The sequence below is a fragment of the Vibrio coralliirubri genome, from assembly GCF_024347375.1.
GTDB classification, from domain to species: Bacteria; Pseudomonadota; Gammaproteobacteria; order Enterobacterales; family Vibrionaceae; genus Vibrio; species Vibrio coralliirubri.
In genome coordinates, this window is sequence record NZ_AP025470.1 from 102921 (window position 1) to 114480 (window position 11560).

The window sequence follows — 11560 nt, forward strand, 5'->3', positions numbered from 1 at the left end:
GAAATTACCTGAACTGATGCGTGTGAGAGCTTTATTGCTACTAATGTTGTTAGATTAAAGAACTAGTAAGGAAATGCAAATGGATACTCATGTTTGGCTTGCTTATGTCGTTACGGCGATATTGTTTAGTTTGGCTCCGGGCTCAGGTACCGTTAACTCAATCAGCAATGGGCTAAGTTATGGCACCAAGAAGTCACTTGCGTCGATCGCGGGCTTACAGCTCGGTCTTGCATTCCATATCATGCTGGTGGGCGCGGGCATTGGTGCATTAGTGGCTCAATCCGCGTTGGCATTCACCATCATCAAATGGGTGGGCGTGGTTTACCTTCTTTGGTTGGGTATTCAAAAGTGGCGTGACAACTCTAGCTTAGTGGCTTCACAAGAAAACTCGACGCTATCGAGTGGCAAGCTGCTTAGAAATGCGGTGCTGATTAACCTTACTAACCCAAAATCTATCGTGTTTTTGGTGGCTCTGTTCCCTCAATTTATTGATCCAACACAGCCGCAAGCACCGCAATTATTAGTGCTAGGTGTTACAACGGTATTCATTGATAGCGTTGTTATGTTGGGCTACACCTCATTAGCTTCACAAATGGGACGTTTTATTCGTTCAGATCGAATAATGGGTAAGATAAATAAAATCTTTGGTGGTATGTTCATGGGCTGCGGCGCATTGCTGGCTGCCGCCAAAGCCTAATCAAAGCAATAGAGTTATAGTTAAACCAACTAGAGTTATCAAGAAATGACCGCTACCTACGTTGCTCGACAACCTATCTTAAACCGTAAGAAGAACACGCTTGGTTATGAGCTGCTGTTTCGTGACGGAGAAAGGAATGCCTATCCAGCGCATATAGAGTCTAATCGAGCAACGTATCGTCTGATCGTTGAGAATTTCTTGTCGGTTGGGCTCAACCCGTCAATCCCATCTTCACGCTGCTTTATTAACTTCCCGTACCAAAGCTTGATTCGTCGGTTGCCTTTGAGCTTGCCGAAAGACAAGGTGGTGGTTGAGATCCTTGAAACCTGTCAACCGACCGACGAATTATTAGAAGCCGTTAAAGAGCTTTATCAAGCGGGGTACATGATTGCCCTAGATGATTTTACTTCGACGCCAGAATGGGAACGTTTCCTCAAATACACGCATATTGTTAAGCTCGATATCATGCAGATGGGCTTGGATGAGGCGTGTGATTTGGTCAAAGCACATCAAGGGAAAAAGTTTAGCTTTCTTGCTGAACGAGTCGAAACCGAACAAGAATTCCAGCAAGCCAAAGAGGCGGGCTTTAAGTTCTTCCAAGGCTATTTCTTTAGCAAGCCGGAAATCATTAAGACTAAGTACATTAGCCCAGAGCAAGTGATTGCCATGGAGCTGTTCCAAGAAGTGTGTAAGCCCGATGTCGACTTTCAGCGTGTCGAGAGTATCGTCGCGAAAGATGTCGCCTTGTCTTATAAGCTACTGCGCTTTGTGAACACCATGTCGCCTCGTCTAGAAGTGACCATCTCTTCATTCCGTCAGGCCTTGGTGTACCTAGGGCAAGAAAAACTGAAAATGTTCGTCTCGCTGGCGGTGGCGTCTTACGTCTCGGATAAAAAACCGAAAGAGTTGTATGGCTTGTCTTTGCAGCGTGCACAGTTTTGCCAGCGTATGTCTCGTTATCAGGCCTTTGAAGGACATACTGAGCAAGCTTTTATGATTGGTCTGTTCTCGTTGCTGGATGCATTGCTCGATCTATCATTAGAGAATTTAGTAGAGCAACTGCCTTTGTGTAAAAGTATCAAGGTGGCTCTGCTTCGTAGAGAAGGGCCATATGGTACCTTGCTCGCACTTGAAGAGAGCTTTGAGCATGCCGATTGGTAACAGATTGATGAGCACTGCGCTGATTTAGGATTAAGCGTGGATCAGGTCAAAACGGAGCTTACTGAAGCGCGCCGTTGGAGCCATACCGTGACCAACAAGCTCTGATATTTCTTCGTTAAACTTTTATGACAATTTAAACGCACGCCTTGACGTGCGTTTTTTTATAACTAATATATACGCATATCCATATATGAGTATGTAATTATGCTTCCTCACCAATTTTTTAAATTACTGTCTGATGAAACGCGAGTGCGTTGCTTAATGATGATTGTGCGCCAAGAGTGCCTTTCTGTTGGTGAGTTGACTCAGGCATTACAAGAAAGTCAGCCAAAGGTTTCACGCCACCTTGCGCAGTTGCGTTCAAACGGCATTTTGACTGATGTTCGCCAAGGGCAGTGGGTTTTTTACCGTCTGTCAAAAGATTTACCGGGTTGGATGCTAAAGTTAATTGATGACCTTATCGCATCGAACTGTTTGAAAACTGAATACCAGCAAGATATTGAGCGCTTAGAGTCGATGAACTCACGCCCAGTATGTTGCGTTTAAATACATTAAAACTTAATGCCGAAATAGTTGGAGTTGCAGCTAGGCGACAAGTGAACTTATCCCTATGAGCATAGTGGCTCTATGTGATTAGGGTAAGTGAACGTAGTCAACAACGCTGCGGCTTCAAATATGAAGGCAATTAACTGAGAGAACAGAAAATGACAGTCAAAGTAGGTATCAATGGTTTTGGTCGTATCGGCCGTCTAGCACTTCGCGCAGCTTTCGATTGGGAAGAGCTAGAGTTTGTTCAAATTAACGATGTTGCTGGCGACACAACAACACTGGCTCACCTTCTTGAGTTCGATTCGGTTCAAGGTCGTTGGAATCACGAAGTGGCTGTTGAAGGCGACGAGATGATCATCAACGGTCAACGCATCAAAACCACAAAAGAGCGCGACATTGATGCGATCGATTGGTCTGGTTGTGATGTGGTGATTGAAGCAACGGGTAAACACCGTAAGACCTCTTTCCTAAACAAATACCTAGAGCAAGGCGTGAAGCGCGTTGTGGTATCTGCGCCAGTGAAAGAAGAAGGCATTGCAAACATCGTTGTAGGTGTGAACGACAATATCTTCGATCCTGCGGTACACAAAATCGTAACGGCAGCGTCTTGTACAACCAACTGTATCGCGCCAGTGGTTAAGGTGATCAACGAGAAGCTTGGTATCGAGAACGCAGCGTTTACCACTATTCACGATCTAACTAACACGCAAACTATTCTTGATGCGCCCCATAAAGACTTACGCCGTGCACGTGCATGTGGCATGAGCCTTATCCCAACAACAACGGGTAGCGCTAAGGCGATTGTTGAGATCTTCCCAGAGCTTGAAAACCGCATCAACGGCCACGCAGTTCGTGTACCGCTAGCGAACGCTTCTCTAACAGACATCATCTTCGAAGTGAAGCAAGACACCACGGTAGAAGAAGTTAACGCGATGCTGAAAGAAGCGTCTCAGAATGAACTAAAAGGCATTCTTGGCTTTGAAGAGCGTCCACTGGTTTCTATCGATTACAAAGGCGACCAACGCTCAACAATCGTGGATGCACTATCAACGATGTTGGTCGGTAAGCGCATGGTTAAGATCTACGCTTGGTACGACAACGAGATGGGTTACGCAACACGTACCGCTGAGTTAGTTCGCACTGTTGGTTTAGCATAAGCCTGCGTACTTAAGAAATAGTAGAATCTGGAGATTACACAATGACACATCCAACATGGCAACTAGACTTAGAGCAAGGTGCGTTAATCCTTACTCCATGCCCAGGTACAAAAGAAGCAACGCTTGATGCATCACTGGCTCAGCTAAAAGAGCAAGGCGTTGAAGCTATCGTGACAGCACTTGATGACCATGAGCTTGCAAGCAAAGACGTGGCGGCACTTGGCGAAAAAACACGTGCGCTAGGTATGCAATGGTTCCAGATCGAAATTGAAGATGACTGTGCACCGGGTGCTGATTTTGCTGCGAAGTGGCAAGCAGCTAGCCCTGAGCTACATAACATCGTCGATAACGGCGGCAAAGTCGCGATGCACTGCATGGGTGGCTCTGGTCGCACTGGTTTGTTCGCGGCTCACCTACTGTTAGAAAAAGGCTGGGATTTGAGCAAGGTTGTTCAAGAGGTGCAGGCACTGCGTCCCGGCGCATTTACTAAGCCTATTCAGGTTGAGTATATCAACGGCGTAGCTTCTGCGTAGCTCTTCATACTTGAACCTGCAGCGTTGTTAACTGCGCAAGTTCACCCTAATCACATAGAACACCTATGCTCATAGGGCTGAACTTGCTTGTTGCCTAGCTGCAACTCCAATTATTTTGAGTATAAGTTAAGTGGAAAGTAAGAATTAGAGCTTTTGGACACCTATGATCTAAAAGCTCTTTTTGTTTAGATTGCAGAGATAGCGTTATGTTTTCAAATCTAAGTAAGAGTGTTCGCCAATACATGTTGGTGACTTTTAACTACTGGAACTTCACCATTACTGATGGTGCACTTCGCATGCTGGTGGTTCTGTATTTTTACGACCTTGGTTACAGTTCGTTAGAAATCGCCTCACTGTTCCTTTTCTATGAATTCTTTGGTGTGGTGACTAACCTAATCGGTGGCTGGTTAGGGGCGCGTCTTGGCCTCAATAAGACCATGAACATCGGGTTAGGCATGCAAGTTGTAGCCTTGGGTATGCTCGCTGTGCCAACGGCAATGCTGACCATTCCTTGGGTCATGGCGGCGCAAGCCTTGTCTGGTATCGCTAAAGACCTCAATAAGATGAGTGCCAAGAGTTCAATTAAGACTTTGGTTCCTGATGAACAACAGGGCGCACTTTATAAGTGGATTGCGATTCTGACCGGATCTAAGAATGCGCTTAAAGGGGCTGGCTTCTTTATTGGTGGTTTGCTGCTTTCAACGATTGGCTTCCAATACGCCGTGCTCGCGATGGCAGCCGTGTTGGCATTGGTCTTCATTGGCAGTGTGTTGAGCTTAGAAGCGGACATGGGTAAAGCGAAAACTAAACCTAAGTTCAAACAGATCTTCTCTAAGTCTGAATCCATCAACATCCTATCCGCAGCACGTATGTTCCTGTTTGGCGCTCGTGATGTGTGGTTTGTGATTGCTTTGCCGATTTACCTAGGCAGTGTGTTTGGTTGGGATCACTCATGGGTCGGTGGCTTCTTAGCTGCTTGGACTATCGCTTATGGCTTTGTACAGGGCATAGCGCCGAAGATTACTAGTAAAGCTCAAGGCAAGGTGCCAGATGGGCATGCTGCGCTGTTATGGGCGGGTGCGCTGGCTATCGTGACCGCTGCTATCGCTTATGCGGTACAGATTGGTTGGCAACCAGAGCTCGTTATCGTGGGTGGTTTGATGGTATTTGGTGCCATCTTTGCGGTGAACTCATCACTTCACTCATATTTGATTGTGAGTTATGCGAAAGGCGATGGCGTTTCTCTTGATGTCGGTTTCTACTACATGGCAAACGCGATGGGCCGTTTGATTGGCACGATATTGTCGGGCTTGGTATTCCAATTGGCAGGTTTGTCTGCGTGTCTGTGGGTCTCCTTCGCATTCTTAGCGATAACGACGGTGATCTCTCTGCGTTTACCTAAAGTACCGCAAATCTCAGCGGCATAAGCTTCAGCCGCATGATTGAGAGCCAAAGTCGCATAAGCTAGCGTCGTATGAGCTAAATTCGCGATAAGCATCTCCTTTAACACTAAGCTGACTTGGTATTTATTCCGGTCAGCTTTTTTATTGCTATAGTAGAATGATTGAATATTAATCAGGCATTTACATGAAGCAGCGAATTCTCTTTTTTGATTTAGCACGATGTGTCGCGGCCGTAGCGGTTATCGCGATTCATGTTTTGGCGCCTTATCGCAATGAATTGGGCACTATTCCTTTCGGTGAATGGCTTACTGCCATTACGGTAAACGGTTTCAGCCGCTGGGCAGTACCTGTGTTCATCTTGATTACCGGCGCACTGATGCTCAGTGATCAGCGCCCGTTTGACGCCAAATACTACCTCAAGCGTCGTCTGGGCAAGGTGCTGATACCTTTCATTGTCTGGTCGCTTTTCTATACCTATCTGTCGGGTTGGTCGGCAATGGGTTTTGATGCCGACGTCAGTTGGGATGTGTTGCTGAATAGCTACCATCATTACACCTATTACCACCTTGGTTTCTTCTATTACTTCATCCCGCTCTACTTTGTGATTCCGTTCTTGCAGATCATGGTTAGAAAGTACGGTGATAGATCGGTCTATGCCTTTACAGCGGTATGGCTGTTCACAACGTTATTGTTCTTACTGAAAATCGATGGCCCTTGGAGCCACGAATTGTGGTTGTACACCGGTTACTTACCATTGGGTTACTTGCTGTATAAGATTGTGCCACTTAACAAGATGACAGTTGGCGTGAGTGTTTTACTGGGTGGGCTAGCGTTACTAACCACGGTTTACATGGTGGTTGATGCAAGCTTGGTGGCAGAAGAGTACACGGTAGGGCGCTGGTTATCTTACAAAACGTTGAATACCGTATTAGCCGCGAGCATGGTGTTCATGGTATGCCGTTACTATGGTGAAGGCCTTTCTGAGAAGAGTAACCAAGTGGTTGGCTTTATCAGTAAGCACAGCTTAGGTATTTACCTGCTGCACCCGATTTTCTTGTGGCCGATGAAAGAGTTTGGTTGGTACCAAGGACATCCGGCATGGGTTATTCCATTATGGATTGTGATCAGTGGAGCTGGCGCGTTATGGATGAGCTGGTTGGTGTCTAAGTCAGAGAAAACGCGTTGGTTATTGCCTTAGCGGTGAGTGCTAAGGCTTTCTGATGGATTACTTAGGGGAGACAGTTGAAGCGGCTGACGTTTAGCGCTTCAACGCAAAGTGTAAGAACTTATCGCCTTGGTAGGTTAAGGTTCCTTTGTCGCCAGGGTTCAGGGCGTGGAAGTAGTGGATGCCGACTTGGAATTCTCGCTTCGGACCAACCACACCACGTTGAACGTAAATCCAGTACTCTTGATCTTCTTGGCCAGGTTCTGCGTCAGGAAGGTCGATGGATTGTTTGTCTAACACAGTGACATTCACTTTCTTCTCTGGCGCATTTTCACCTTGCGAGTGTTTTCGATAGAAACCAATAAATACCCAAGCCGCTAGAGCAGCGAGTGCAAAGATGGCAAAAAAGAGTGAATTAGGCATATAACCTCCATGTAGTCGTGATGGTTATTCTAGTCTTTCAGGCCATAGGGATATGTGTTTAAAGCCGTTATTCGTGAACTGTTGTAAGCCAAGCTGATTATTTTTCGGCAGACATCACATTTAATGGCCAGTTTGGGATAAAGCATTGTTATTTATTGTCTCTTTCTCTCGTAAATAACAGTGATTTTGTATAAGAATAGGGAAATGCTCGACTAGAATTATAGTGTGGAGTGGGAGGGCCAAGATGACCGATATTGAAAAAGTGGTGACAAGAACTCGCAATATAGAGAAATTATTGAGGCTTCAATATCATGCCGAAGGCGAAGGATTGCATGAGCTTGTAACAAGCTGTGAAGAAAGGCTACCGCACGATATGGTGAGCAAGCTGCGCTATATCGCAACGTGTCGTAATAAGGTAGTCAATGAACATGAGGCTAAGTTGGAAGATCAACATAAGTTCATCATGATGTGTAACGACTGTGAGAAGGAGCTGACTCCACGTAGTGGTCGTTTTATCTGGCGAGTTGCGATCTTACTGATGATGGCAATGACTTTAGCTGCCGCAGGTTTCTATTATGCGAACTGGGATGTGCTAACACTGCATCTGTTTTCGAAGTGAAAAAATTGAACAAAAAAAGGGACGCTCATGGCGTCCCTTTTTTTATCTGTAACTTGCTTAGTACATCATCGGTAGTGTCATTAGACCTACAACTACCGCGATCATTACAAGTCCTTGTCTTTGCGAAGATGAAATCATAACACTACTCCTAAATTTGGTTGTCTCTCGCTATGTTTTAAAGAATAGCACTACTTATGGCTTTAGATCAAGAATTACTTTCGAAAGCTTTAAAAGTAGTAGAAAACTATGAGTTTTTGGCTTGTTTGACAGTGTTTAACTGTGTTTTATGGTGTGTTCTTAATTTGTTCGTTGTGATTTATGTTTGTTCTAATTTTATTTAACTTGTTGTTTTGTAATGGTTGTTTTGTGTAATTTATATTGTTAAAGGTTGTTAAACTGTATTAATAGGGGTTGGTGGTGGCTAGGCTGTTTTTGGTTGGTTTTTTAAGTTTTCGGCTTGGTTTTTGTGGCGGTTTTTACCGGAGGCTTGAAATAACCTGACAAAACTGGGCGTTAAAAAAGAAAACTGGCTACTTTACATGTCTAGGCTTGGTTGGCGTTTTTATTTTCCTATTAATCTTGAGTTTTTCATTTAAGTTATTGTTATTGTTTGTTTTAAATGTGGTTATTTTAATTTTTTAAGTGTGGTATTTGACGGAATTAGGCCGGTTTTGGTGGGGCCGATAGGTTAGAATTGGCCAAAATTCAAGTATGGCGACTCTAATGCCAGTTTGAATGGGTTTTATGTTGATTCGTTCTAGTTTTAAACGAATGGCCATTGTCATGGTGGTAATTGTTACGACTTCAATCTAAAGAGACTCTTTTTAGTGGAAGCGTAATCAAGATCCAATTTTGAGGGGCTGAGGCTTTACATCAACACTCGTGTGCCTAGACTGGCGACGATTTAAAGCAATAGGGCAAATGGTATGTGGAGTTGGTTGGCGGTTTCCTTGTCTGGTATCGGAGCAATAGCAGGAACGAAACATGGACATCTCGGTCAGGCCTTATCGTATAAGGTTTTTACCTATGTATTATTGGCGACCATTGCTTTAACTCAATCTGTCGTTGCTGATTTTACCTATTGGGTCGTTGCTGGGTTGGCGGTCTCTGCGATCGCAGATGTCTTGCATACTGTTACTCAAAAACGTCCTCTGCATTTTGTTTGCTTCTTGCTGGCTCAGCTCTGTTACAGCAAAGCATTTTGGCTACAGCTATCAGGAGAAATGGTCTGGTGGTTGTTCGCTCTGCTGTTGGCGGCTTGTGTCGTTGCTTTTTTCTTACTTCTGCCTCGTTTAGACAAACTCGTCTTTCCTGTGGTTATCATGGGTATCGTGCTTATTCAGCTTGCATGGGCTTCTGGTGAGCTCTGGTTGCTTGATCCTCAACTGTCGCATGCGGTGGGTTTTGCGGGTTGTGTCGTGTTGCTGCTTTCAGCATTGGCGTACGCGCTAAATTTCTATCGTAGCCCAATTAAGGGTGCCTACTTTTGGGTGACGGGCAGCTACTTTCTGGCACACGCGCTCATTGTTGCTTCCCTGACCATTTAGGGTAGAGCTAACTTAACTCTGAGCTACATCAAGGCAGCTCAGATGAAAGTAGGTACTCTACGTCTAGTCCATTAAACATGAGATAGAGTTATGACTACCGAAATTCATGCACACAACGTTTTAAACCTACTGAGTGAAAAGCCACTGACTCGTGAAGAGTTGACGCAAGAACTCGCTCAAACTTATGGCGCAGAAGCGCGTTTTCATACCTGTAAGCTGAATGGCCTGGATTTAGATGGATTGCTGAAGTTTTTCCTGAAGATGGAAAAGGTCGTGGTTATTGATGACAAGCTTTGCACTAATCGCGAACGTGTGTGTAACCACTAATTCCCAGTGACTTGGTTTTTAGAGCCTTTGGCTTTTATAGATAAGAAGAGTGGATGCGACGTTTCGGCTTCACTCTTTAAATTCTCTTTTTACTTTTCTCCTTTGCGCCTTTCTACTGTTCTATTTGCTTTCGCAAAATTCCCTTCTAATTACATAAGTTAATCCTTTTATTACTGCGTTCGAAAATCAATGTTGAGGCTGCTATACTCCGCGCACTTACGCTTTTCGAGACAAACTTATGGAAATTTTATCTGCAGCAACCATGCTGTTTCTTATTATGGACCCGCTTGGCAATCTACCAATCGTACTCTCTATCCTTAAGCATATTGATCCGAAGCGTCGCCGTATTGTTCTTGTTCGTGAACTGATGTTTGCGCTGGTTATCCTGCTGTTGTTCTTGTTTGCTGGTCAAAGCATCATGAACTTCCTGCACGTGCAGCCTGAAACCTTGAGTATCTCTGGCGGTATTATTCTGTTTATCATCGCGATTAAGATGATTTTCCCAAGTGCGGGTAGTATTACTGGCCTCGCGGCGGGTGAAGAACCGTTTATTGTGCCGATGGCGATCCCAATGATTGCTGGCCCTTCAGTGATTGCGGCATTGATTCTGTTGTCGACACAGCACCCTGACAATATGTTAGAGCTTTCAGGAGCAGTGATGCTGGCTTGGGGTGCTACCTTCTTTATTCTGATGTTTAATGGCTTCTTCCTGCGAGTGCTGGGAGAGAGAGGCCTTAAAGCCATCGAACGCTTGATGGGCTTGTTGTTGGTTATGCTGTCGACGCAAATGTTCCTCGATGGTGTGAAAGGCTACATGGGCTAACATCAATATCATTGCTGAATAAAAAAACGCCGCTCAAATGAGCGGCGTTTTTGTCTCTACTGTTTCTGTCGTGATGTTTTCTGTAGCTAAGCGTTTTATGTCTGGGCTTAAGCTCGATTACATCATGTGTTTGCGTCGGATATCGAGTAAGGCGAAGACACCGAAAATCAATATTGACCACTTCTCCCAACGTGACATCTCGATCTTATCGCCGAATGCACCGATGAAAATCAGCATCTGCAGGCCGTGCATGAAGAACAAGAATGCTGTCATGATATAAAGCGCAATCGCAGCATTACCCGGGAACGGGTAGAAAATATTTACGATTAAGATAAACCAAACAAAGGCGATGGCTGCTTTTGCTAGTGGAAGCAAGAACTTCATTCAATAACTCCTATTCTTCAGTGATTCGATTGAACAGTCGGTAGCTTGACTGTCCGGTGGTCTTGTCGCGATGCAATTCCCAGTTCTCTGGCATAGCTTCGAGTTTCAGTTCTTTCTCGGTCTCGACGTAAATGATGGCATTGTCTGCAAGCCAACCATTACTCTCAAGCAGTTGTACTGTTTCTACCAGTAAGCCTTGACGAAATGGTGGATCAAGGAAAACCATATCGTAAGGAGTGCCCGGTTTCTTAAGGAAAGAGATAGCATCAGTATTCACGACATTGATGTTGTCTGCTTTGAGCTCTTTCGCGTTATCAGAAAGCTGTTTGGCTGCCTTTTGATTCATTTCGAGCAGTGTCACCATTTTTGCTTGGCGAGAAGCTGCTTCAAAACCTAGACCGCCAGAGCCGGCAAATACATCCAAGCAAGTTGAATGTGGGATATCTTGAGCCACCCAGTTAAAGAGCGTCTCTTTTACTCGGTCAATGGTTGGGCGTAATCCTTCTAAATCATGAACAGGTAGCTTTCTACCTCTCCATGAGCCACTAATAATTCGAACAAAGCCTCCGGATGGCTTTTTTTGTGATGTGTTTTGCTGGCGACGTCTTACCATAGATTTTTTGACCGCTAATAAAGTGATACTATACCGAGCCCAATTTAAGTGGGTTCGTGTATTAAATAAATTTGCAATGACAAAGTGTATCAAGCTAAAAGCAAACTTATCACTGCTTTGTCATTTTTCTTTACTATTCGTTTGTACAAGCTTGTATTG

The 11560-nt window shown here is 44.7% G+C and carries 13 protein-coding genes and 1 pseudogene; 11 read left to right on the forward strand and 3 right to left on the reverse strand.

Annotated elements, in window-relative coordinates; translation table 11 throughout:
* The first annotated feature begins 79 nt into the window (after positions 1-79).
* From rhtB to OCV20_RS00485, 7 genes and pseudogenes are all read left to right on the forward strand, one after another.
* Complete coding sequence (rhtB, locus tag OCV20_RS00455; RefSeq protein ID WP_048610767.1) at positions 80-697, forward strand: homoserine/homoserine lactone efflux protein; 618 nt, start codon at positions 80-82, stop codon at positions 695-697.
* Positions 698-742: 45 nt separating this feature from the next.
* Positions 743-1963, forward strand: a pseudogene (locus tag OCV20_RS00460) (EAL and HDOD domain-containing protein).
* 99 nt (positions 1964-2062) lie between these two features.
* A complete protein-coding gene (locus OCV20_RS00465; protein WP_048610763.1) occupies positions 2063-2404 on the forward strand; it encodes a metalloregulator ArsR/SmtB family transcription factor in 342 nt (113 codons plus the stop codon).
* Between the two features lie 158 nt (positions 2405-2562).
* Entirely contained in the window at positions 2563-3564 is a 1002-nt protein-coding gene (locus tag OCV20_RS00470) for an ArsJ-associated glyceraldehyde-3-phosphate dehydrogenase (protein WP_048613042.1), read from the forward strand.
* 41 nt (positions 3565-3605) lie between these two features.
* A complete protein-coding gene (locus OCV20_RS00475) occupies positions 3606-4097 on the forward strand; it encodes a cyclin-dependent kinase inhibitor 3 family protein (RefSeq protein ID WP_048615023.1) in 492 nt (163 codons plus the stop codon).
* A gap of 206 nt (positions 4098-4303) precedes the next feature.
* Positions 4304-5524: an organoarsenical effux MFS transporter ArsJ gene (arsJ, locus tag OCV20_RS00480; RefSeq protein WP_086775810.1), complete on the forward strand. Its 1221-nt coding sequence runs from the start codon at positions 4304-4306 to the stop codon at positions 5522-5524.
* Between the two features lie 160 nt (positions 5525-5684).
* On the forward strand, positions 5685-6698 hold the full coding sequence (locus OCV20_RS00485; protein WP_017061031.1) for an acyltransferase: 1014 nt from the start codon (positions 5685-5687) through the stop codon (positions 6696-6698).
* A 60-nt stretch (positions 6699-6758) separates the two neighbouring features.
* On the opposite strand, the gene OCV20_RS00490 is transcribed toward OCV20_RS00485, so the two are convergent.
* On the reverse strand, positions 6759-7088 hold the full coding sequence (locus tag OCV20_RS00490) for a DUF2500 domain-containing protein (RefSeq protein WP_017061032.1): 330 nt from the start codon (positions 7086-7088) through the stop codon (positions 6759-6761).
* A 244-nt stretch (positions 7089-7332) separates the two neighbouring features.
* On the opposite strand from OCV20_RS00490, the gene OCV20_RS00495 reads away from it, so the two are divergent.
* The 4 genes from OCV20_RS00495 to OCV20_RS00510 all read left to right on the forward strand — a co-directional run bounded on the left by OCV20_RS00495 (position 7333) and on the right by OCV20_RS00510 (position 10404).
* Positions 7333-7707, forward strand: coding sequence for a hypothetical protein (locus OCV20_RS00495; RefSeq protein ID WP_004736595.1), 375 nt, complete (start codon positions 7333-7335; stop codon positions 7705-7707).
* Between the two features lie 926 nt (positions 7708-8633).
* Positions 8634-9254 (forward strand): lysoplasmalogenase, encoded by a 621-nt coding sequence (locus tag OCV20_RS00500; RefSeq protein WP_048613047.1) that lies wholly within the window; start codon positions 8634-8636, stop codon positions 9252-9254.
* A 90-nt stretch (positions 9255-9344) separates the two neighbouring features.
* Complete coding sequence (locus OCV20_RS00505; protein ID WP_017061034.1) at positions 9345-9581, forward strand: YecH family metal-binding protein; 237 nt, start codon at positions 9345-9347, stop codon at positions 9579-9581.
* Between the two features lie 238 nt (positions 9582-9819).
* A complete protein-coding gene (locus tag OCV20_RS00510; protein WP_017063768.1) occupies positions 9820-10404 on the forward strand; it encodes a YhgN family NAAT transporter in 585 nt (194 codons plus the stop codon).
* Between the two features lie 117 nt (positions 10405-10521).
* On the opposite strand, the gene OCV20_RS00515 is transcribed toward OCV20_RS00510, so the two are convergent.
* Complete coding sequence (locus OCV20_RS00515) at positions 10522-10788, reverse strand: DUF1145 domain-containing protein (RefSeq protein ID WP_016784000.1); 267 nt, start codon at positions 10786-10788, stop codon at positions 10522-10524.
* A 10-nt stretch (positions 10789-10798) separates the two neighbouring features.
* Positions 10799-11401, reverse strand: a complete 603-nt coding sequence (gene rsmD / locus OCV20_RS00520) for a 16S rRNA (guanine(966)-N(2))-methyltransferase RsmD (protein WP_086775811.1) — start codon at positions 11399-11401, stop codon at positions 10799-10801.
* Positions 11402-11560: the final 159 nt, after the last annotated feature.